This window comes from Sphingomonas sp. PAMC 26617, assembly GCF_000242835.1.
Classification (GTDB): domain Bacteria; phylum Pseudomonadota; class Alphaproteobacteria; order Sphingomonadales; family Sphingomonadaceae; genus Sphingomonas.
This window is the reverse complement of the sequence record NZ_JH594426.1, coordinates 345,984-368,647: the sequence shown is the minus strand read 5'-3', so window position 1 is coordinate 368,647 and position 22,664 is coordinate 345,984. Positions and strand designations below refer to the sequence as shown.

Below are 22,664 nucleotides of genomic sequence, written 5' to 3'. Positions count from 1 at the left end.
AGGCACATCGATCCCCGTCGGCCCTCACTGCGAGGAAATCGAACGGGTACGCGGAGGGCAACTCCGGTCCTGCTCGCCGGGGCTATGGCCGTGGCGCAGGCACAGACCGCAGCCGGTTGGCTGTTGCCCCGGATGGGTGCCGAGGGCGTGCAGCAGATAAACGCGGCCGCGTGACCCGATCAGGGGCGCCACCTTACGCGTCGACTAGGGCCAGAGAATCAAGCGCCGCTCCCCCGCAGAGCGAGGGAGCGGCGCTTCTACCAATATTTCGAGATTGCTCGGAACTGCTCCACCGCGGCCTTGGTCCCTTCGCCCTCTTCGGCGTGGACGAGGCAATGGTCGATATGGTCGTTGATCAGCGCGCGCTTGGCGCTGGCGATAGCATTCTCGACCGCCTGAAGTTGTTGCGCGATGTCGACGCAGGGGCGCTCCTCCTCGATCATGCTGACGATGCTGCGAAGGTGACCGTTCGCACGGTTCAGCCGCTTGATGATCGCAGGATGACTGGAATGATCGCTGTGGGCCATGTCACCCCATGTAGGACATTCCTTGAACGATTGTCGAGTATCCCCCCAGGGGGATGGACTCCATCCCCCTGGGGGGATACAGAAGCCCGAGCTCGGCACCCATGCACAGCTATCGTTTGGACGCTCTGAAACATCGGGAAGTATGATGACCTCGTTTGCAGACCTCATTCAGCAGGGTAGCACGAACCTGTGGCTGTTCATCCCGAGCGCGTTGCTGCTGGGCGCGTTGCATGGTTTGGAGCCCGGTCATTCCAAGACGATGATGGCCGCGTTCATTATCGCGGTGCGCGGCACGGTCGGCCAAGCCGTGCTGCTCGGTCTTTGCGCAGCGTTGTCGCATACTGCGATCGTTTGGGGGATCGCGCTCGGCGGCCAGTATCTCGGCCGCGGCATCAACACCGAGACGACCGAGCCTTACCTGTTACTCGGCTCTGCGGTCATCGTACTTGGCATCGGCCTCTGGATGGTCTGGCGCACGCGTGCGGACCAGAAGGCGGAAGCGGCGCACGATCACCATCATCATCATGGCGAGGATGAGGTCCGCTCAATCAATACCGGCCACGGCATGATGCGTCTCGAAATCTTCGAGGACGGCGAACCGCCTCGCTGGCGCGCGCACTTCGCCAAGGGCGGTTGGAAGGCGGACGACGTGACCGTCACCACGACCCGCGACGAGGGACGGTCGCAGACCTTCCGCTTCGTCGATCGCGGCGACTTTATCGAGAGCGTTGAAGAGATCCCCGAGCCGCACGCCTTTGCAGCGCGGGTGTCGCTCGGACATGGCGGTCACAGCCACGACTATGATCTCACATTCGCCGAACACGATCACGACCATGGGGAGCCGATGGACGGTCTCAAGGTGACGGGCGACGATGCCTACATGGACGCCCACGAGCGCGCCCATGCCTCCGACATCAGTCGCCGTTTCGCCAACCGGAAGGTTACGACCGGCCAGATCGCGCTGTTTGGCCTCACCGGTGGACTTATCCCCTGCCCTGCAGCTGTAACCGTTCTCCTGCTCTGCCTCCAACTCAAGCGCCTCTCGCTGGGTGTCGTGTTGGTCAGCGCGTTCAGCGTCGGCTTGGCGGTCACGATGGTCAGCGCGGGCGTCATTGCTGCCCTCAGCGCCAACCAGATTCAGAAGCGCTGGTCCGGCTTCGGCGATTTCGCGCGCAAAGCTCCGTACGCATCGGCCGGCCTGATGATCGTGATCGCGAGCTATATGGCCTATTCCGGCTTGAGCGGGCTCAGCCGCATCGGCGCGATCTGATGCGTTCGCCATGTGTTGAACTCTGCGGTTTCGACGCCCCAACCGGTTGGTGTCAGGGCTGCGGCCGCACGCGCGAGGAAGTCCGCCGCTGGCGTAACCTCCTGCCTGGCGACGCACTGCGCGTTGCGAGCGACCTGCCGCACCGCCTGGCGAAACTCAGCATCCGCCTTGCCAAGGACGGTGCGCGCTGATGTTCTACCTCGCCGTCAAAGCCCTCATCTCCGGTATTCTGATCGCCGCGGCGTCGGAGGTGGCGAAGCGTTTTCCTGGCTTCGGTGCGCTGATCGCCTCGCTGCCGCTTGTCTCTGTCCTCGGCATGATTTGGCTATGGCGCGACAAGCCCGACGCCGAGAATATGGCGGCGCATGCTGGTGCGACGTTCTGGTACGTCATTCCCTCACTTTCGATGTTCCTGCTTATTCCCGCACTGTTGCGCTCCGGCCTGCCGTTCTGGCTTGCGCTGACGCTTGGGTGTATACTGACGATCGTGCTCTATTTGGCGATGACCTTGCTGGCGCCCCGGTTCGGGCTTCGCCTCTGATATGATGACGGTGCGTCGCCCCGGCTTCTCGCTTTTCGGCGCGCTGCTCGCGTTCGCAGCGATCCTTGGCGTGTTCGCGTTGTCGGGCTGGCATAGCGCAATGGTCGACGATGCCGATCCGATCCACGCCGTCTCGATCGGGCAAAGCGATGGCGGTCACAACAGGGCCGACCCCGACGGTCCGATCCACGTTGTCGCCCATGCTACCGCCTCCCTCGTGTCGATCGAAGCTCAGCCGGTCGCGACCGTGCTACTGGGGCTTGCCGATGAAGCTTGGCTGCCGCTCGTTTCCTCCTTCCGTGCTGATAGCGATCCTTCCGGGCTCCTGAGACCTCCCCAGGGCTAAGCCTCGCCGGCGCTTGTGCGCCGCCCGGCTTTCCCCCTGGAGGATCAAAGAACATGAATGGTCATCGTGGCCGACAGCGCGCGTTCGCGCTGCTCGGCAGTCTCGCGGCGTTAATGCCCGCGGGCGCGGCGTGGTCGCAATCCGCGCCGCCCTATGCTCAACTTCTTCGCCAAGCAGGCGACAATCCGCGCGTAACGGCGCTCGATGCCGACGTCGCGCGCGCACAAGGTCTTGCCCAACAGGCACGCGCCCGGCTCAATCCGTCGCTAAGCGTCTATGCCGAGAACTTCATCGGCGACCGGACGCGCAACGCGACCGATCAGCAGCAAACGACCTTCCAGGTCGACCAGCCTATTGAGCTTGGGGGCAAGCGGTCCGCGAGGATCGCTGCCGGCGAAGCCGGCGTCGTTGCCGCCCAGGCTCGAGGGCTGGACGGGCGGCTTGGCTACGCGACCGAACTGGCGCGTGCCTATGCCGGGGCCGAGATCGCCGAACGCAGGATCGGTCTCGCCGAGGCCAATCTGGAGGCTGCGTCTGGCGATCTCAAGGTCGCGCGCGCGCTTGTCGAAGCGGGTAAGGAGGCCCGGCTCCGACAGGTCCAGGCTGAGACGGAATTGAACACCGTCCAGGCCGACCTCGAGGACGCGCGTGCACAGAGAACGGTCGCGCTCGCCCGCCTGTCGGCATTGGTGGGATCGGTCACGCCCTTCACCGGTGTCTCGGAATCGTTGCTCGATCGGCTCGAAGCGCGACCCGCCAGTGGACCTGTCGATCCGCTGCAATCGACCGCGGTACGGGTGGCGGACGCCGAGCGTGAGGCTGCCGCTCGTCAGGTGGCGGTTCAACAGCGGCTCGCGATCCCTAACATCACCGCGCAGTTGGGCGTCCGCCAAGTGCGCCTCGCAAGCGGACCTGCCGTCGTCGCAGGCGTCGCGATCCCGTTGCCATTCTTCGACCGCAACAAGGGTAATATCGCTGCTGCACAATCCGAGCTACAGGGTGCGGAGGCCCGTGCAGCGGTTGTCCGGCTCGACGCCGAGGCGAACGCGCGCACTGCGGGCGCGCTGATTGGGGCCGCTGACGCTCGTGCCGCAGCCGCTGCCCGCACACTGGCAACAGCGCAGGAGGCCTATCGCCTTGCGCGGATCGCCTACGGAGCGGGCAAGTCCCCGCTAATCGAGTTGATCGCTGCGCGCCGCAACCTCGGGCTCGCGGAAGGTGTCGTCGTTGATGCCACTGCCGCGCGTTTCAACGCCCGGATCGATTTTGCCCGCCTGCAGGGCCTCACCATTACCGGAGAACCGGTCCAATGACCGATCGCAATCGTCTTTACACAGGCGCCGCCGTTGGGCTTGTCGCCGCCGCGGCGCTCGGCTTCGGCGCCGCCCGTCTCACCCAGTCTCCCGCCCCCGCTTCTGCACCTACTGAAGAAGCCGCACCGGCCAAACCAGTCGGCACGCTCACTATCACGCCGCAAGCCATCGCAACGTCGCAGATCACCGTCGCACCCGCCGCAACCGGCGAACTGGATGCCGCGGTCCTCGCATCTGCGACTGTCGAGGCGACCCCCGATGCCGAGGCGGTCCTGACCGCCCGCGCGCCGGGCACCGTTACGCGCATCTTTGCGCGCATCGGTGATCCCGTTCGGGCAGGGCAGACGCTCGCGCTAGTCGAAAGTCGGGATGCCTCCCAGATCGTCGCCGATCGTGCGTCGGCGTCGGCGCGCGTGACGCTCGCATCCAAGCAACTCGCTCGCGAGCGCTCGCTGCTGGCACAGGGCGTCAGCCCCCGTGCCGACTTCGAGTCCGCGCAGGCGAACCTCTCGGTCGCCCAGGCTGACGCTCGTCGTGCCAGTGCCGCCGCAGGCGCTGCGCGCGTATCGGCCGATGGCCGTTCGGTTGCGATCGTCAGTCCGGTTGCGGGTCGCGTCACCAGCGAGGCCGCTAACCTCGGTCAATTCGTCGCGGCGGAAACCGAGCTGTTTCGCGTTGCCGATCCGCGCCGACTTCAGATCACTGCCAGCGTGCCGCTGGTAGACGCCGGCCATGTTCGGGCGGGTGATCGGGTCGAGCTGACTACGACCGATGGACGCACTGTCGAGGGGCGCGTGCGTGCGTCGACGGGCGTTGTCGATCCGCAGTCGCGTACCTCCACGGTCGTTATCACGCCGACAGCCGGGACCAGCACGCTCGCCCCCGGCCAGCTCGTCCAGGCGCGGATCTTCGCCAGTGGCGGCGCCGCCAAGGGCGGCGTCGTGGTCCCGCAAGATGCCGTACAGACGCTCGGCGATCGAACTGTCGTGTTCGTTCGCACCGCCAAGGGCTTCAAGGCGCAGACCGTCCGCGTAGCAAATCGCTCGGCCGGCATGGTCTCGATCGCAGATGGCCTTGTCGCAGGCACGCCCATCGCCACGACCAACGCCTTTCTCATCAAAGCCGAACTCGAGAAGAACGAGGGGGGCGAGGAATGATCGAACGCATCCTATCGACGTCGGTCCGCTTTCGCTGGCTCGTCGCCTTCCTCACGCTCGTCGTTATCGGTTTCGGGGCTTGGCAGATCACCAGGTTGCCGATCGATGCGGTGCCTGACGTCACCAACCGGCAGGTCCAGGTCAGCGCGTTCGTGCCGACGCTCGGACCGGTCGATATCGAAAAGCAGGTGACCTACCCGGTCGAGACGGCACTGGCTGGTATCCGCGGGCTCGAGATGACGCGCTCGATCTCGCGCAACGGCTTCAGCCAGGTTACGGCGGTGTTCACCGACGCCACCGATATCTATTTCGCACGCCAGCAAGTCAGCGAGCGCCTTGCGCAAGCGAAGGACAATCTGCCGCCGGGCGTCCAGCCCAATCTCGGCCCGCTCAGCACCGGTCTTGGCGAAATCTTCTTCTATTCGATCGCTTGGCGACACCCCGACGGCAAGGGGCCGGAGCATGTCGACGGCAAGCCGGGCTGGCAGTCGGACGGAAGCTATCTCACCCCCGAAGGCGAACGGCTGACTACGCCGCTCGCCCGTGCCGCCTACCTGCGGACCGTGCAGGACTGGATCATCCGGCCGCAGATGCGCAACGTGAAGGGCGTCGCCGGGGTCGACTCCAATGGCGGCTACATCAAGCAATATCTGATCGAACCCAACCTCAACGCGCTTGCTTCCTACGGCATCTCGATCACCGAGCTGGCGGCCGCGATGGAGCGCGCGAACCTGTCCGCGGGCTCGAACTACGTGCGGCGTGCGGGCGAAAGCTTTCTGGTGCGGGCCGACGCTCGGCTGAAGTCGATCGAGGACATTCAGGAAGCGGTCGTCGCGACCCGTAACGGCGTGCCGGTGCGGGTGAAGGACGTCGGGCAGGTCGTCATCGGCGGTGCCGTCCGTACCGGCTCGGGAAGCCGTATGGGCTCGGAGGCGGTTATCTCGACCGTGCTGATGCAGGTCGGAGAGAACAGCCGCATCGTTGCGACCTCGGTCGCCGACAAGCTCGAACAGATCAAGAAGACACTGCCGCCGGACGTGTTCGCCGAGCCGGTCTACAACCGCTCGAAACTCGTCGATGCGACGATCGCGACGGTGGAGAAGAACCTGACCGAGGGCGCGCTGCTCGTGATCGTGGTCCTGTTCCTGCTGCTCGGCAACGTGCGGGCAGCGCTTATCACTGCCGCTGTCATCCCGATCACGATGCTGATGACCGCCGCCGGCATGAATGCCTTGCGGGTGTCGGGCAATTTGATGAGCCTGGGGGCACTCGACTTCGGTCTCATCGTCGACGGTGCCGTCATCATCGTCGAGAACGCCCTGCGCCACCTCGCCGAGCGACAACAGGAGGAAGGCCGGCTGCTGACACTCGAGGAGCGTCTGGAGACAACCACCGCGTCGGCGAAAGAGATGATCCGACCGACCGTCTATGGTCAGCTCATCATCTTCCTCGTCTTCACCCCGCTCCTCACCTTCCAGGGCGTGGAGGGCAAGACCTTCTCGCCGATGGCGCTCACGCTGATGATCGCACTCGCCTGCGCTTTCATCCTGTCGCTGACCTTCGTGCCGGCGCTGATCGCGATCGTCATCAAGGGCCGCGTCAGCGAGACGGAAGTGCGCCCGATACGCTGGTTCAAGGAGCGGTACGCGCCTGTCCTGACCCGAGCCGTCGCCCGCCCGGTGCCCTTCATTTTGGGTGGTGCCGGCGTGTTGGCCGCTGCGGTGTTTTGCTTCGGCTTCCTTGGCGAGGAGTTCATGCCGCAGCTCGACGAGAAGGATATCACCGTCACCAACTTCCGGGTGCCGTCCGCTTCGATCGAGCAATCGACCGAGATCCAGATGCGGCTCGAGGACGCGTTGAAGACGCTGCCCGAGGTGGCGCTGGTCTTCTCCAAGAACGGCAACGCCGATCTGGGTACCGATCCGATGCCGCCGAACGCCTCCGATACCTATGTCATTCCCAAGCCGCAGGACGAATGGCCTACCGGGGTCAAAACCAAGGACGACGTGATCCGCCGTATCGAGGAGCGGATGAAGAGCGTCATCGGCAATCGCACCGAGATCCAGCAACCGATCCAGATGCGGTTCAACGAGTTGATCGCCGGGGTCCGTGCCGACGTCGCAATCAAGCTTTATGGCGACGATCTGGACGCCATGAACGCGCAGGCATCACGTATCGCTGCGGCCGTCCGCAGCATATCCGGCGCGGGAGACGTGAGCGTCGAGCAGACGTCGGGATCGCCTACTTTCGATGTTCAGATCGACCGCCAGGCCGCAGCTCGTCTCGGCCTGTCGGTCGAGGAAGTAGCGAACACCGTCGCGACCGCCTTGGGCGGCCGGGAAGCGGGAGTAGTCTTCGAGGGCGATCGGCGCTTCAACGTCGTCGTCCGCCTCCCCGACGCGCAGCGCGATGACATCGATACGCTCGGCTCGATCCCGGTCATGTTGCCTACCGCCGAGGGGCAGACGGCCCGTTCCATCCCGCTGCGCGAGGTGGTGCGGTTCCGCTATACCGAGGGGCTGAACCAGATCAGCCGCGAGAACGGCAAACGGATGGTAACGGTCCAGGTCAATGTCCGCGATCGCGACCTCGGCGGTTTCGTCAAGGACGCGCAGGCAAAGGTCGCTGCGATGCAGCTCCCCGCTGGCATGTATACCGATTGGGGCGGCACCTTTCAGAGCCTGCAATCGGCGCGCCTGCGGCTGGCGGTGGTGGTTCCGATCTGCTTCGCGGCGATCTTCGCGCTCCTCTACATGGCGCTTGGCGGCTTCGTCCCTGCCGCAATCGTCTTCTCGGCGGTGCCGATGGGTCTCGCGGGCGGCGTGTTCGCGCTTCTTCTTCGCGGCATCCCGTTTTCGATCACCGCGGCCGTGGGTTTCATCGCCCTGTCGGGCGTCGCGGTGCTGAACGGGCTCGTCATGATGAGCGCGATCAAGCGGCGCAGAGAGGAAGGCGAGGACGACGACCAGGCCATTGCCGATGGCGCGATGGAGCGGGTCCGTCCGGTCCTGATGACGGCACTGGTGGCCTCGCTCGGCTTCGTACCGATGGCGCTCGCTACTGGCACGGGCGCGGAAGTCCAGCGTCCGCTCGCTACCGTCGTCATCGGGGGGCTGATCACGTCGACGGTGCTGACCCTCCTGGTCCTCCCGGCGATCACTGCCTGGGCGGCGCGCTTCACTGCGCGCCGTCGGGATCGAACTCATACCCGACAAGACAACCCCGTTCCTGCGGAATGACCGTCAGGTCCGATCGATGCTGCTTGTGACGACCCACCAATTCAAGGAAGCGATCATGTCCACAATTCAAAAGACGATCACTAGCGAGAGCGTTGCTGCCCGGCTCGTGCGTCGCGGTGTCGCAAAGTGAGCGCCGAGCACGCGCACGATCATGGCGGGCATGACCACAGCGAGGAAGGTCATGGTCACGCGGGGCACGATCACGCGCCGAAGAGCTTCGGGTCTGCCTTCGCGATCGGCACCGCGCTCAATCTCGGCTTCGTTATCATCGAGGCAGGTTACGGTTTCGCCTCGGGATCCATGGCGCTGTTGGCCGACGCCGGCCACAATCTCAGCGACGTGCTGGGCCTGCTGATCGCTTGGGGCGCAGCCACGCTCGGCAAGCGCCGCCCAAGCGGCAAATACACCTATGGTTTCCGCAGCTCATCGATCCTGGCGGCGTTCCTGAATGCCCTGCTGTTGCTCGTCGCGATCGTCGTGATCGCAGTCGAGGCGATCCGTCGCTTTTCCGAGCCTGCCCCGGTAGCGGGCGGCACGGTGATGATCGTCGCGGCGATCGGCATCGTCGTCAACACCGCGACCGCGCTGCTGTTCATGTCGGGACGCAAGGGCGACCTCAATATCAAGGGCGCGTTCCTCCACATGGCAGCCGACGCAGCGGTGTCGGCCGGCGTCGTGGTGGCAGGCTTCATTATCGTGAAGACCGGCCTCACTTGGATCGACCCGCTGACGAGCCTCGTCATCGTTGCGGTAATCGCGATCGGAACGTGGGGGCTGCTCCGCGATTCCGTGAACATGAGCCTGCACGCCGCACCCCCCGGCCTGGACCCCGAGGAGATCGGCACTTTCCTGCGCGGACGCGAGGGTGTGCAGGAGATCCACGACCTCCACGTCTGGCCGATGAGTACAACCGAGACGGCTTTGACCGTGCATCTGCTCGTCCCCGGCGGCTATCCCGGCGACGCCTACACGGCCGGCGTCGCGGCAGCTCTGAAGGAAAAGTTCGGGATCGACCACGCGACGATCCAGATCGAGACCGACCCGGGAACGCCGTGCATGCTCGAATCCGACAAGACCGTTTGAGGCTCGCGACATGCAGGCAATACTCTTCACCCTGATCCCGGTCGCGGCCGTACTGCTCGGTTCGCTGGTTGCCGTTACCCGACGACCGAGCGAAGCCGTCGTAAGCGCGATGCAACATCTGGCAGCAGGCGTGGTGTTCGCCGCAGCCGCAGTCGAGATCCTGCCGCAGGTGATGCACGAAGGCTCGCCCATCGCGACCTTCATCGGGGGGGCGATCGGCATCGTCGTTATGTTGTCGCTCAAGGCGATCGAGGGTCGGGCCAAGGGGCCTATCGCGATGCTCGGCGCCGTCGGCGTCGACATCCTGATCGACGGGCTTGTCCTGGGCCTGGCGTTCATCGCCGGCGGCAAGGCGGGCATATTGCTGACCATCGCCTTGACGCTCGAGGTACTGTTCCTTGGATTGACCGTGACGACCGAGCTCGGCGAGACGATCCGATCGAAGGCCCGTATCGTGGCGATCACGGTGGGGATCGCGCTGCTGCTCCCGATCGGCGCGGCACTGGCGACACCCGTTGCGCTGCTCCCGCCCATCATCATCGCCGGGTTCCTCAGTTTCGGGCTGATGGCCTTGCTCTACCTCGTCACCGAGGAGCTGCTGGTCGAGGCGCACGAGAAGCCCGACACGCCGCTTATCAGCGCCATGTTCTTTGTCGGCTTTTTGGGGCTTCTCCTGGTCGAGGAGATATTGGGCTGACCGATCAGCATGGCACACGCTGGACCGCCGAGACCGACGCTGAGCTACGCCGGCGCGTGGCGGCGAGGCAAACCATCGGACAGATCGCGCGCGAGATGGGACGAACGATGGACGCGATCCGCGGCCGGGCAGCGTCGCTGCGGATCACGCTTCGCTCTTCGCAACGACCGTGGCGGGACGGCGTTGCTCGTCGCCCTAGCGACTAGGCGCGGCCTCACGCTTCCATGCGGCGAAGAATCGGGCAGTCCGGTCGATCGTCTCCGTGACAGCGGTTCACCAATTCCAGCAGCGTCGATCGCATATCTTCGAGCGCAGCCGCCTTGCGCCCGAGTTCGTCAGCGCGCGCTTGCGCAAGCATTTTGACTTCGCTGCTGGATCGGCTGCGATCAGACCAGAGGCCGAGTAGCGTCCTGATCTCCTCGATCGGAAAGCCCAGGTCACGCGCGTTGGCAATGAAGCGAAGGCGGTGAACGTCGGGGTCGGCATAGTCGCGGTAACTCCCGCGCCTTGCCGGCGCGGGCACGAGACCGATCTTCTCGTAATGGCGAATCATGCGCTGCGAGACGCCGCTTGCGTCCGATGCCGCCCCGATGTTCATAGCTTCACCGTGTTCAACCGCAGCGCGTTGAGGACCACGGTGAGGGACGAGAGCGCCATCGCCGCGCCGGCCAGCATCGGCGAGAGGAGGATGCCCGCCACGGGGTAGAGCACCCCGGCCGCGACCGGCACGCCGATCCCGTTGAACAGGAACGAGAAGAACAGGTTTTGACGGATATTCCGCATCGTCGCCCGGGCAAGCTTCCGCGCACGCACGATCGCCGACAGATCGCCGCGCGTGAGCGTTATGCCGGCGCTTTCGATCGCTACGTCTGTCCCCGTGCCCATCGCGAGGCCCACATCAGCAGCCGCGAGAGCAAGCAATCGTTCGACAAGCGCACGATCTTTGCCGCCGCGACGCAGGCGCAGGCCGCAGCCGATTGGCTTTTGAGCAGCATGGCGATCACGGCCGCTGCCGATATTGAGGACTCGGCGTGATCGACCTCGGCGACCTCGGCCCCAAGAGGGGCAGTCGCAGGGCGATGCGCGGCAGTGGCTGGCTCGGCAAAGCGCTGCTGCTTGATAATCCAGCTTCGGCTAGAGGCACGGCTTCAGAGCCAGGCGTCCTTGGGACGAGTCTCGAAGGACGCCTGCCCTCTCCTATTGGTGCTTCTTGTCCATTTTGTCGTCACTCATCATGCCACCCTCGCTCATCATGTCCGGGTGCATTTTCATCATCTTCATGCACGTCCGGTTCTTCGTCATCATAGGATGTGACATCTTCTTGCACCGGTTCATGCTAGCCATCTGCGACTTCGTCATCTTCATGCTGGCTGGCTGCATACCGCCGGCACTCATCATGCCGTCCTGTGCAAAAGCTGGCGTGCCGGTTGCAAGCACGAGGGCAATGGACCCGAGAGTCAGTTTCGATGAAGACACTTTCTTTCTCCTAGATTGGTCAAACATACGCATGACAGATAATACGGGAACGTCGACGCCGAGCGATGCGGGATCGGCCTAATACCAAGCGCACCATATAGTACGAAATTCGCATATCTCGGCAGAGTATATTAGTTCTAAACCTTCCGCGGGGGTTACTCGAAACGGAAGGCGCGCATTGCATCATTAGTCAGCTCACCTCCTCCAGCGCGGCGCGTGTTGTCTGGAGCTCCGGCATCTCTACTACATCGCGGTGCAGATCGATGCGCGTCGGAGATGTGGAATCGAGCAGAGTTTTGGCACGGGCCATTTCTTCGACCGAGCCATGTGCCATCAGCAGAAAGCTGTCTGTCTTGAGAGCGGTCTCGTATTCGATCACGCTATCCTTCGGGATACCAAGACTGGACAGTGCGCCTCCGAGCGCGCCGAGGCCTCCTACGACTATTGCGCCCTCGGCCGCAGCGAATACCATTGCAACGAAATGTCCGAGCACGATGACCGGACCTATTATTGGCACCGTCATGAACAGGCCGCCTGCAAACAGTCCCCATAGACCACCCCAGAATGCGCCGGTTCCGCCCCAGGAGGCGATGCGGTCGCCCACGTTGTAGAAGCCAAGAACCTGCTCCTCCTTGTGGTAACCCTTGCCGATGATGCTGAAGTGCTTGATATCGAGACCGCCGTCGGAGAGCGAACGGACAGCGCTTTCGGCGGCCTGATGACTGTCGAAGACGGCGATGATCGCGTGACTTTTTGACATCGTGTATTCCTTCTAGGTTGAAGTCCTTGGAACGGGCGGGCGTGATCCGAGCACGGGGGAATGCCTGGGTCTGGGAGAGTTCGCGGCGGGAGGCTCAGTCTTCTGGCGGGCTCCGTGCGCGACCAGAAGCTTCGGCAACCGCAGGCTCAGCAGGACAGCTGCAACCGACAGCGCAGCGGCAATCGCGAACGAAGCGTCGGGCAGCCACGATACGTCGAACAGCAGCCCACCCGCGGCCGACCCGAAGGCGGCGCCAAGACTTGCGGCGGCGGTTTGCTTGCCGAGTTGTGCACCCTGCGCCCTTCCGGCCTTGCTCGATATCCAGAAGGTCAGGATTGGTGAGAGGATACCGGCGCTTGCGGCAACCGCTCCAATGACCGCCAGCATGAGCGTGAAGGTGGATGCGTGCGGGACCAGAAAAATTCCCCCAGCGAGGATCGCAAAAGCGGGGGCGATGAGCCAGCGGGTCGTTTCGGGTTTAATCCAAGGCGAGAAAACGAGGGACTGGACGATCAGCATTACCAGGCTGCATTCGGTAAACATGGTCGCGATCTGATATTGGGTCAGACCCAATTGCTCTTTTCCGCGTAACGCCAGCCCGACCTCGAACACTCCCACGCCGGCAGAGACGACGAACGCAAGGGCGAGCAACCTCGGGACAAGCCATTTGTCAGACTCGGGAGCGATCGGCTCGCCTCTCGATCCGCCACTGCTCATAGTGGCTTTCGGAACCGTTCGCACCGCTGCCAGAGCAGCGAGTGACGCCAAACCCGCGGTTCCGATCAGCGGTATTGTAAGCGCGCCGATGCCGCCCAGGGCCGGAAACAGCACCTTCACCCCTCGCGACAGAAACACGCCGAGCATCGGCCCCACGAGAAAGCCGGTAATTCCGGCCAGGCTGACGAAAGTGAGCCGCCTCGCCCGTGCGGCTTTCGTCGCCGCAATATCGCCGATCGTGGCAAGGGCGATTGGCGTCACTGCTGCGGCGAACATCCCACTCAAGAAGCGCTCGGCATAGATCGCACCAAGGCCATCGATGAAGGCGAACGTCAGCATTGTGGCACTGAACCCCAGCAACCCGATAAGCAGGATTATCCGCCGGCCGAAGCGATCGGACAGCCGGCCCCACACTGGTGCGAACAGAAACAGCGACAGGGTGTACAGCCCGGTAAGCAGACCCGTCGCGCGGGAAATCTGCCTTGCGTCGCCCCCCGCACCGAACAGTCTTTCAAGCAGGAATGGCAGCGACGGGAGGACGATGCCGAAGCCGAGGGAAACCGTGAACACCGAAAGCATCAGCGCTGCCATGGTCCCGCGTGGCACCCCTATCGCTGATGCCCGCATTTTCATCAAGCCGACGCCGGCGCCGAGTCTGACTGCGCTTGGGACCGTCGGAGAGTGATGCCAGTGAGTTTAGTGCGCTTGAGTAACAGGGCGTTCATAGCGACGAGCGCCGAACTGCCTGACATTGCAAGCGCGGCGATGCTGGGCCCAAGCAGGAACGGGTAGAGCACGCCTGCAGCTAGTGGGAATGCGATAACGTTGTAGCCGACCGCCCACCACAAATTCTGATGCATTTTCCTCAATGTCGCGTGCGAGAGCTCGATCGCTCCGACCACATCGAAAGGATCGCTTTTCATCAGGACGATGTCGGCGCTGTCCATCGCGACATCGGTGCCCGCGCCGATCGCGAAGCCGACATCGGCCTGCACGAGAGCTGGCGCGTCATTCACGCCGTCGCCAACCATCCCGACCTTCTTGCCCTGCGCCTGCAGTTCCTTGATCTTGCTTGCCTTGTCCCCGGGCAGCACGTCAGCCAGAACGGTGTCGATGCCGAGGCCGGAGGCGATGCGCGAGGCCGTTCCCTGGTTGTCACCGGTAATCATGATTACATCGAGGCCACGCTGACGAAGCGATGCGATTGCTGCCTTGGCGCTCGGTCGTTCGGCATCTGCAATCGCAAGAAGGCCGGCTAGTTCGCCGGAAATTGCGATGTGAACGACGGTACGCCCGGCGCTCTGTAACGCGTCGGACTTCGCGCCGAGTTCGCCGAGATCGATCTTGTTGTCCGCCATCAGGAGCCTGTTGCCGAGCAGAACCGTCTTGCCGTCGACTTCAGCCTGCGCACCCTTCCCTTCCAGGTTCTTAAAAGCCGTTGCCTTAGGTCTTTCTATGTCGGCAGCGCGGCGCGTGATCGCCTGGGCCAGCGGATGATCGGAGCCTGCCTCAACTGCGGCCGCCGTTGCTAGAATCTGTTGTCCATCCATGCCGGCGGCTACGGCCAGCTCGACAACCTCGGGCTGGCCCATCGTCAGCGTACCGGTCTTGTCGAAGACGATCACGTCCAGCTTGGTCGCGTCCTCCAACGCCGATGCGTTCTTGAACAGTATCCCGTTGATCGCGCCCAGGCCGGTGCCGACCATGATCGCCATTGGTGTCGCGAGTCCGAGGGCGTCGGGACAGGCGATGACGAATACCGTGATCGTGAGACTGACGGCGAACAGCAGCGGCTGACCGATCCACCAATACCAGACCGCAAATGTGCCCAGTCACATGACGACTGCCGCCAGCACGAGCCACTGCGCGGCGCGATCCGCCAACAGTTGCGCTGGGGCCTTGGAGTTCTGCGCGTCCTGGACGAGCTTGACGATCTGCGAGAGCGCGGAGTCGGCGCCAACCTTGGTCGCCTTGTATTGAAACGTCCCGCTCTTATTGATCGTCGCGCCGATAACGGCGTCACCGACCTTCTTGTCGACCGGCATCGATTCTCCCGTAAGCATAGACTGGTCGACCGAGGACGATCCTTCCGTGATCACACCATCGACCGGGATCTTGTTGCCAGGCCGGATTACGATGATGTCGTCGGCGACGACATCGGAGGTGGCCACTTCGATTTCCTTGCCGTCACGCAGCACCATCGCCTTCGGCGGCGCCAGATCCATGAGAGATCGTATCGCCTGCGACGCTCCGGCCCTCGCCCGCATCTCGAGCCAATGTCCAAGCAGGATGAAGTCGAGCAGGATTACCGCGGCTTCGTAGAAGTTCTGGCCGCCCCAGATGAACGTGGCTCCCACGCTGAACAGATAGCCGGTGCCTACGCTCAAGACGACGAGGACGGCCATGTTGGCGATGCCCGCGCGGATTGCGCGATACGCGGCAACGACGAAGGGCCAGACCGGGTAGAGAACCGCGCCGCTTGCCAGAACGAACAGGACCGGTTCGAGTCTTAGTCCGAACGGAACAGGGACCTTGAGGAAATCCAGGCCCATTGGGGAGAGGATGAAGACCGGCACGCTAAACGCGAGCGCGATCCAGAAGCGGTTGCGCATGTCGCGAACCATGGCAGCCAAGTCTTCGCCGCCGCCATGACCCATTTCCTTGGCCATGGCGTCGGCATTGCTCATAGCATTCGCCTTGTGGCCGTCGCCATGTCCCTCGTCGGCGAGCGGCTCCATTCCCTTCGCTGTCCCATTCTCGATGTCCGGATCTGCAGCGCCGCTGCTCGTCTTCCCTGCGGCAGCCGCGTTCGGATTTTTTTCCGCCAATGCTCCAAGCATATCAAGCGAGCGCGTGCCGCCCTCTGACATATCCATTCGATCAATCGATGTTGTCGGACTGGAGCTTTTCGGCATTGCTTCTCTCGCTACTGTCGAGCCTCTCGCTCAACCGATGAAAGGTCGTGCTCGGATCGTCACTGGCCTTGCCGAATGGGCTCGGCCTACGACCCGCGGCACGTCGTTCGGTCAATTGCGACGGCCGGCTGATATCCGGTAGCGTCGTCAACCGGTTGATGCTCACCTGCAGCACAGGTCGCGGAAATGGCGTTGTGATCCGAACTGGTCGCGTCCCAACGGCGTCGGGATTGGGATCACCGATCGCCCTAGCCGTGTTCGGCGCCAGCCCCTCCGCCGCAGCAGGATGCAGATTTCTTTGGGGCTTGTGTATCGTGCTTGAGTTCAGCCGACGTAGCGACCGCTGGCTGCGCCGCTGCTGGAGTAGCCGCTCTCGTATTCTTACTCACGCCGCCACAGCAACTATGGCTCGAACCGGACTCTGTAGGCGAATCGGTGTTGATCGACATGGCTGGTGTCCTGTTGGGATCGGCGCTGATCACAGAGCGTGCTCGGCGGGACCGTGTATCGGCATTTTGGTTTAGCCGAGCCCGCACTTGCCGCGACAGGATCGGAAACTACCTAAGCCATTGCGTGGAGCAGCCGATCCAGCGGCACTGTTGCAAAGGTCGTGAAGCTGTCGGCCAAGGCATAGGGGAGGATAAGCGTTCGGCCGTGGACCATCGCGCCGCAGGTATAGGCCACGTTGGGGACGTAACCGTAGCGTTCTTCCGCTCGGGGCTGAAGAATTGGGTAGGTCGTTCGTGCTAGAAGTTTCGTTGGATCGTCGCGGTCAAGCAGGCACGCCCCGAGGCAATAATTGCGCACTGGGCCAACGCCATGGGTGATGACCAACCATCCTTCATCGATCTCGATCGGGGAACCACCGTTGCCGATCTGAACGAATTCCCAGTCCCACCGAGGCGACACTATCCTGGTCCCGCCTGTCCAGTTGTAGAGGTCGTCAGACGTCAGCAGCCAGATGTTCTCATGATCCTGGCGTCCCAGCATGGCATATCGGCCGTTGATCCGACGCGGGAAGAGCGCCATCCCCTTGTTGGCGGTGGCGTCGCCGCGAAGCGCGTTCAGTTCGAAGGTAACGAAGTCGGTCGTGCGCAGCATTTCCTGTCGGATAGCCTCGCCGCTGAAAGCGGTGTAAGTGCCAAAATAGGTGACGTTGCCATCGTCGTCGACAAATCGAACGAGGCGCACATCCTCGATTCCGTGCCGTTGGTTGATCGTTATTGGAAAGATCACGACTTCGGAAAGATCGCGACTGTCTTCACAGAATAACCGGACGCCCGGATCATCGGGTGCGCCGCCTGGAATCTTCTCGATCCGCGGCGCGACAGCCTGCAGGCCTGGCGGATCGACGGTGACGCTGCCGTCGGCATCGCAGATCCCAGTACGAAAGGTGACGGATGAGACATGACCTTCGCCGACGCCACGTAACGACAGCACGAAGCGCCTTGCGCCCGGTTGCACGCCAGACTGATCCGGATGGGCAACGATGCTCGGGTTGAACAGGGCAGCTGCCTCGAACGCATATTCCTCGCTGAAATAGGCCCCGATCAGAAGAGCCTGCTCCTCGGAGACGGAGCAGTGGTCGATCAATAGTCCGTCCACTTCGTGGAAGCGCCGCCGGAGGACCATGTTCACATCGCGGTGGTGTTCCGACAGGCCTGACATGACCCGCTTGAGGTCGATCGTCAGGTCGGCAGCGCTGAGCGCCAGAACGCGGTCAGCAATCCGCTGGGCGCGCGGACGACCATCGACCGCTGCGTGGGGCGAGTCGTCGGCAGGCGTGAACGGGCGGATCGCGACCCGTTTTGGGTCGGGTCGCAGCGTGATTGGCAGATGCGTCGCAAGGTCGTCGTTAGCCATTGTTACCCCGGCCGGATGATGCCGCGACCGAGATCCGGAACGCACTGCGAGGTAACTCCATCGCCTGGCGCACCGCGAGGGTCGGAAACTACCTAACGACCATTGTCTCAGCTTGCGCCGGTGTCTGGGAGCGGTGCCGTTCGCCCGGCGCACGCAGGAGCGTGACGGGAGAAATGGAGAAGGACGATGCCGCTCATGACGGCGGCGAGGAAACACCAGACGGAAATGAACCACATCGCGAAAAAGATATAGGCGATGACGAAAGATATCGACGCTGCCACGCCGAACGCCCACACCATCCGGTGACTCGAAAAAAGCGGGCTGACGCACGTTCCAAGTAGATAGAGTGCCATTACTCCGACGCCGTAGAAGTGCGGAGACACATAGGTGATGTGGTGACCAATTACCCGGGCGACGATCGGCTGCGTGATCAACGCGTATGACAGATAGAGCCCGGCCACGCCGCTCGCCAACGCGATCGCCATCGCGGTTTTGCGGCGCCAATTCGTTCCTTCGATCAGCATGACGGCGAACGGCACGTATATTGGCCAGAGGACATGCGAAAAGACGGAATAGGCGTAGGTAAGCACCACGTTAAGCAGCGGCGCCTTATCTGGAAACGTGAGCCAGAGTGCGCCCTCTATTACCTGTTGGACGCCGAACATCGCGGGAATGAGAGCGAACGGAAATTCCGAAGTCGTCCGGGTGCGGCGCACCGTTATAGCACCGATGATTAATAACCCGGCTCCGGCGGTGAAGCTGGCAGTTGCAGAAAAGCACATTCTGTTCCGCCCGGATTAGCGCGAGGGAACCGTTCCCGGGCGAATGCGGGTCTGAATAGTCTAATCGGAGCAGACGCGATACGTTCGTCTTCTAGGATACTGTATCGACACTACCCAGGCTCAGCAGGTCGAGAGGAATGGCACCGAGCGGGTTTCCTCCATCAGCAGCAAAGTGGACGACGCAGTTGACGGACGACCCCTCAGCGCAACCAGATTGCTTCCATAGCGCTCGGCTATCGCCTCATGGGCGATGCGGGCGCAGTCGCTCGTAGCGGCGCGCGCCATATCAAGCGAAGCATCGATCCGCCCCTGGATATATGCGGCTTCGTCGTTGTCGGTGAACATAGCGATCCCCCCAAATAACGAACATGTTCCCATAACTTCGGGCCAAGCTTCATAATTACTCTAGATTGCGGTTGTTCGCGCGTCAGGCCTCGGGAATCACGTACTCGCGCATTTTCGGATCTGCGCGAAGCGTTACAGTCGACCGGTGTCCGCAAGGACAATGTGCGTTTCCCGCGCAATCTGCTCGTCTTCCCGAGCATTGATGACACGAACCGCAAAGTTCCCGACCCAGCCGGGGTCGCCGAGGATCGACCTGCGCACAGCCGCGTCGTTCTCTCCTATGCCGCCGGTGAAGACGAGCATGTCGACACCGCCAAGGACGGCTGCCATCGCGCCGATCTGCTTGCGCACCGAATAGCAGAATATGTCGATCGCCAGGCTGGCGTCGGGATGCTCCGTGGCTGCCAGGTGCAAGGCACGCATGTCGCCGGAGACGCCCGAGATACCGAGCAGCCCGGATTGGTTATCGACGAGCGCCTCTAGCGCGGAACCATCCAGGCCCTTCTCACGGAGCAGATATAGCAGCACACCCGGGTCGAGATCGCCGGTTCGGCTGCCCATGACGACCCCGCCGGTCGGCGTAAGGCCCATGCTTGTGTCGATGGAGCGACCGGCTTTTACTGCCGTGACGCTGGCGCCATTGCCGAGATGGGCAATGATCAGGCGATCGGGCAATTCCCCCCCGAGTTGCCGAACGATCGACGCGCAGGAAAGCCCGTGGAAACCGTAGCGGCGCACTCCGTCGGACGACATGGCGCGTGGGATGGGCAGGACGTAGGCGATCTCGGGCAGGGTCGTGTGGAAGACAGTGTCGAAACAGGCGACCTGCGGCAGCGCCGGGTAATGCGCTTCGGCAAGCCGGATCAGCGCCAGGGACGCTGGACCGTGGAGCGGGGCCAAGGCGACCGCCTCTTTGAGTTGGGCGACGACATCGTCTTCGATCCGGGAGTGCCGCCGCAGCGTCGGACCGCCATGCACGATACGGTGGCCGATCGCAGTTGGACCCGGAACCTTTGCCTCGGTCAGCGCGGCTTCGATGCGTTCGAACATCCGGTCCTGGAAATGCATCGCCTCTACGGCGCCCGTGGTCAACTCGACGACCCCAGTCGGCCCGACGTCGTAGAGCCCAAATTTGAGCGATGACGAGCCGCTGTTGAGCGCGAGGACGACGTCGCGGTCCGCTGCCGGGTTCACCTGCTCCATCGCCAGTCCCGGACCTCCGGCAGATCGTCGCCATGCTCCGCGATGTAGAGCTTATGCCGCTCGATCGCCGCCCAGTAGCGGGCGGTGGCAGCGGGGACCTGAGCACTCAGACGCGGAACGCGTGAGATCGCGTCCAGCGCGAGCCGATAGCGATCAAGATCGTTCAGCACGACCATGTCGAACGGCGTGGTCGTTGTTCCTTCACCCTTGAAGCCGCGCACATGGATGTTGTGATGGTTGGTGCGGCGATAAGTCAGCTTGTGGACCATCGCTGGGAAGCCGTGGAACGCGAAGATCACGGGCTTGTCGGCGGTGAAGAGCGCGTCGAACTCCCGATCGCCGAGGCCGTGGGGATGTTCGGACTGGGGCTGCAGCCCCATCAGATCGACGACGTTGACGACACGCATTCGGATATCCGGCACAAAGTCGCGCAGTAGCGTAACAGCCGCAAGCGTCTCGAGCGTCGGCACGTCGCCGGCGCACGCCATGACGACATCTGGTTCTCCCTCGTCACCGGCCCACTCCCAGATGCCTGCCCCCGCGGTGCAGTGGCGCACGGCCTCATCGATATCCAGCCATTGCCATTCCGGCTGCTTGCCGGCGACGATCAGGTTCACATAGCCGCGGCTCCGCAGGCAATGATCGGCCACCGACAACAGGCAGTTGGCGTCGGGCGGCAGGTAGATACGGGCGACGTCGGCGGTCTTGTTGGCGATATGATCGATGAAGCCCGGGTCCTGGTGCGACAGGCCATTGTGGTCCTGCCGCCAGACATGGGAGGTGATCAGATAGTTGAGCGAAGCGATTGGCTTGCGCCACGGGATCGCCTTGGCGACCTTCAGCCATTTGGCGTGCTGGTTGACCATGGAATCGATGATGTGGACGAATGCCTCGTAACAGGAAAACAAGCCGTGACGGCCGGTCAGCAGGTAGGCCTCAAGCCAGCCCTGGCAGAGGTGCTCGCTCAGCACCTCCATCACCCGGCCATCCTGACTCAGATCCACATCGACCGCATCGATCTCCGCCATCCAGACTTTGCCGGACACTTCATAGACCGCTTCGAGACGATTGGACGCGGTCTCGTCCGGCCCGAACAGCCGAAAGTTCCTGGCGTCGAGATTAAATGCCATTACGTCACGCAGATATCCGCCCAGAACACGGGTCGCTTCGGCCTTGGTCTGACCGGCTTCGGGCAAAGGCACCGCATGGGAACGGAAATCGGGCAAGGACAGCGGTCTAAGCAGCGCGCCACCATTGGCGTGAGGGTTCGATCCCATTCGGCGGTGGCCGGTCGGCGCCAGCGAGGCATAGTCCTCGCGAAACTTTCCGTCATCGTCGAACAGTTCGGCCGGCTTGTAGCTGCGCATCCATTCCCCGAGCTGGTGAAGATGCTCAGGCTTGTCGAAGCTCGCGATCGGTACCTGATGCGCGCGCCATGTGCCCTCGACGGGCAGGCCGTCGACGACTTTAGGCCCGGTCCATCCCTTCGGGGTCGCGAAGACGATCATCGGCCAGCGCGGGCGCTCGATCGGGCCCTTGCCTGAGCGTGCCGTCGCTTGGATGTCCTGTATCCGGGCGAGCACCGCATCGAGCGTTCCTGCGAGTTGCTGATGGACTTTGGCGGGGTCGTTGCCTTCGACGAACCAGGGCTCGTGGCCAAAGCCACGCAGGAGGTCGGTCAGCTCGTCGCGGCCGATCCGCGCCAGCACGGTGGGATTGGCGATCTTGAAGCCGTTCAGATGCAGAATTGGCAGCACCGCGCCGTCGCGCGCCGGATTGAGAAACTTGTTGGAGTGCCAGCTGGTCGCAAGCGCGCCAGTCTCCGCCTCTCCGTCGCCGACCACGCAGGCGACGATCAGGTCGGGATTGTCGAACGCAGCGCCGTAAGCGTGGGCCAGCGAATAACCGAGCTCGCCGCCTTCGTGGATCGAGCCCAGAGTCTCCGGCGCGACGTGGCTCGGGATACCCCCCGGCCAAGAGAATTGGCGGAACAAGCGGTGCATGCCGTTTCGGCTGCGCTCTATCGCCGGATAATGTTCGGTATATGACCCTTCAAGGTAGGTGTTCGCAACGAGGCCCGGGCCGCCATGACCCGGTCCGATCACGTTAATCATGTTGAGATCATTCTCGGTGATCAGGCGGTTGAGGTGGACGTAGAGCATATTTAGCCCCGGCGTCGTTCCCCAGTGCCCCAATAGCCGCGGCTTGATGTGGTCGATCGTGAGCGGCAGCTCGAGCAACGGGTTCTCACGCAAGTAGATCTGGCCGACCGAGAGATAGTTTGCCGCGCGCCAGTATCCGTGGATGCGCCGGAGCATGTCCTGCGATAGCGGACCGTCTGCACTGATGGGATCGGCGATGCCGCGTTCGATCGTGTCAAGCACGCTTGCCGCCATGTCGCAAATCCTTGCTGATTAACCTAGCACGCCG

Annotated in this window: 19 protein-coding genes and 2 pseudogenes; 9 read left to right on the top strand and 12 right to left on the bottom strand. The window is 63.1% G+C overall.

The window, feature by feature from the left end; all coding sequences use genetic code 11:
* Positions 1-257: 257 nt before the first annotated feature.
* A complete protein-coding gene (locus RH91_RS20400) occupies positions 258-527 on the bottom strand; it encodes a metal-sensing transcriptional repressor (RefSeq protein ID WP_010165246.1) in 270 nt (89 codons plus the stop codon).
* A gap of 145 nt (positions 528-672) precedes the next feature.
* On the opposite strand from RH91_RS20400, the gene RH91_RS20395 reads away from it, so the two are divergent.
* From RH91_RS20395 to RH91_RS20355, 9 genes are all read left to right on the top strand, one after another.
* Positions 673-1,797 (top strand): nickel/cobalt efflux transporter, encoded by a 1,125-nt coding sequence (locus RH91_RS20395; protein ID WP_029624143.1) that lies wholly within the window; start codon positions 673-675, stop codon positions 1,795-1,797.
* Positions 1,797-1,988, top strand: coding sequence for a DUF1289 domain-containing protein (locus RH91_RS21920; RefSeq protein WP_010165243.1), 192 nt, complete (start codon positions 1,797-1,799; stop codon positions 1,986-1,988). The genes RH91_RS20395 and RH91_RS21920 overlap by 1 nt, the downstream gene beginning before the upstream one ends.
* Positions 1,988-2,338 carry a DUF3147 family protein gene (locus RH91_RS20385; protein WP_010165242.1) on the top strand — a complete coding sequence of 117 codons (351 nt, stop codon included), beginning with the start codon at positions 1,988-1,990 and terminating at the stop codon, positions 2,336-2,338. Before RH91_RS21920 ends, RH91_RS20385 begins: the two co-directional genes overlap by 1 nt.
* 1 nt (position 2,339) lies before the next feature.
* Positions 2,340-2,684, top strand: coding sequence for a hypothetical protein (locus tag RH91_RS20380; protein ID WP_010165241.1), 345 nt, complete (start codon positions 2,340-2,342; stop codon positions 2,682-2,684).
* 53 nt (positions 2,685-2,737) lie between these two features.
* Entirely contained in the window at positions 2,738-3,997 is a 1,260-nt protein-coding gene (locus RH91_RS20375; protein WP_010165240.1) for a TolC family protein, read from the top strand.
* Positions 3,994-5,154 carry an efflux RND transporter periplasmic adaptor subunit gene (locus RH91_RS20370; RefSeq protein ID WP_010165239.1) on the top strand — a complete coding sequence of 387 codons (1,161 nt, stop codon included), beginning with the start codon at positions 3,994-3,996 and terminating at the stop codon, positions 5,152-5,154. The genes RH91_RS20375 and RH91_RS20370 overlap by 4 nt, the downstream gene beginning before the upstream one ends.
* Entirely contained in the window at positions 5,151-8,393 is a 3,243-nt protein-coding gene (locus RH91_RS20365) for an efflux RND transporter permease subunit (protein ID WP_010165237.1), read from the top strand. Before RH91_RS20370 ends, RH91_RS20365 begins: the two co-directional genes overlap by 4 nt.
* 126 nt (positions 8,394-8,519) lie before the next feature.
* Positions 8,520-9,476 carry a cation diffusion facilitator family transporter gene (locus tag RH91_RS20360; protein ID WP_010165235.1) on the top strand — a complete coding sequence of 319 codons (957 nt, stop codon included), beginning with the start codon at positions 8,520-8,522 and terminating at the stop codon, positions 9,474-9,476.
* Between the two features lie 10 nt (positions 9,477-9,486).
* Positions 9,487-10,173, top strand: coding sequence for a ZIP family metal transporter (locus RH91_RS20355; RefSeq protein WP_010165233.1), 687 nt, complete (start codon positions 9,487-9,489; stop codon positions 10,171-10,173).
* A gap of 214 nt (positions 10,174-10,387) precedes the next feature.
* On the opposite strand, the gene RH91_RS20350 is transcribed toward RH91_RS20355, so the two are convergent.
* The 11 genes and pseudogenes from RH91_RS20350 to RH91_RS20295 form a co-directional block, all read right to left on the bottom strand.
* A complete protein-coding gene (locus RH91_RS20350; RefSeq protein ID WP_010165232.1) occupies positions 10,388-10,771 on the bottom strand; it encodes a MerR family DNA-binding protein in 384 nt (127 codons plus the stop codon).
* Positions 10,768-11,088 (bottom strand): annotated as a pseudogene (locus tag RH91_RS20345) (haloacid dehalogenase); the annotation flags it as partial. The pseudogene RH91_RS20345 and the gene RH91_RS20350, both read right to left, overlap by 4 nt.
* 282 nt (positions 11,089-11,370) lie before the next feature.
* A complete protein-coding gene (locus RH91_RS20340) occupies positions 11,371-11,682 on the bottom strand; it encodes a hypothetical protein (RefSeq protein WP_010165230.1) in 312 nt (103 codons plus the stop codon).
* A gap of 157 nt (positions 11,683-11,839) precedes the next feature.
* A complete protein-coding gene (locus tag RH91_RS20335) occupies positions 11,840-12,409 on the bottom strand; it encodes a general stress protein (RefSeq protein ID WP_010165229.1) in 570 nt (189 codons plus the stop codon).
* A 12-nt stretch (positions 12,410-12,421) separates the two neighbouring features.
* Positions 12,422-13,717 (bottom strand): MFS transporter, encoded by a 1,296-nt coding sequence (locus tag RH91_RS20330; protein WP_010165228.1) that lies wholly within the window; start codon positions 13,715-13,717, stop codon positions 12,422-12,424.
* Positions 13,718-13,758: 41 nt separating this feature from the next.
* Positions 13,759-15,531, bottom strand: a pseudogene (locus RH91_RS20325) (copper-translocating P-type ATPase).
* Positions 15,532-16,602: 1,071 nt separating this feature from the next.
* Complete coding sequence (locus tag RH91_RS20315) at positions 16,603-17,904, bottom strand: glycoside hydrolase family 130 protein (protein ID WP_010165227.1); 1,302 nt, start codon at positions 17,902-17,904, stop codon at positions 16,603-16,605.
* A 107-nt stretch (positions 17,905-18,011) separates the two neighbouring features.
* The gene (locus RH91_RS20310; protein WP_051116750.1) at positions 18,012-18,686 is read right to left on the bottom strand and encodes a DUF6629 family protein; all 675 of its coding nucleotides are present in this window, start codon (positions 18,684-18,686) and stop codon (positions 18,012-18,014) included.
* Between the two features lie 120 nt (positions 18,687-18,806).
* A complete protein-coding gene (locus RH91_RS20305) occupies positions 18,807-19,031 on the bottom strand; it encodes a hypothetical protein (RefSeq protein WP_010165223.1) in 225 nt (74 codons plus the stop codon).
* Positions 19,032-19,163: 132 nt separating this feature from the next.
* Entirely contained in the window at positions 19,164-20,234 is a 1,071-nt protein-coding gene (locus RH91_RS20300) for an acetate/propionate family kinase (protein WP_010165222.1), read from the bottom strand.
* Positions 20,222-22,630, bottom strand: coding sequence for a phosphoketolase family protein (locus tag RH91_RS20295; RefSeq protein ID WP_010165221.1), 2,409 nt, complete (start codon positions 22,628-22,630; stop codon positions 20,222-20,224). The genes RH91_RS20300 and RH91_RS20295 overlap by 13 nt, the downstream gene beginning before the upstream one ends.
* Positions 22,631-22,664: the final 34 nt, after the last annotated feature.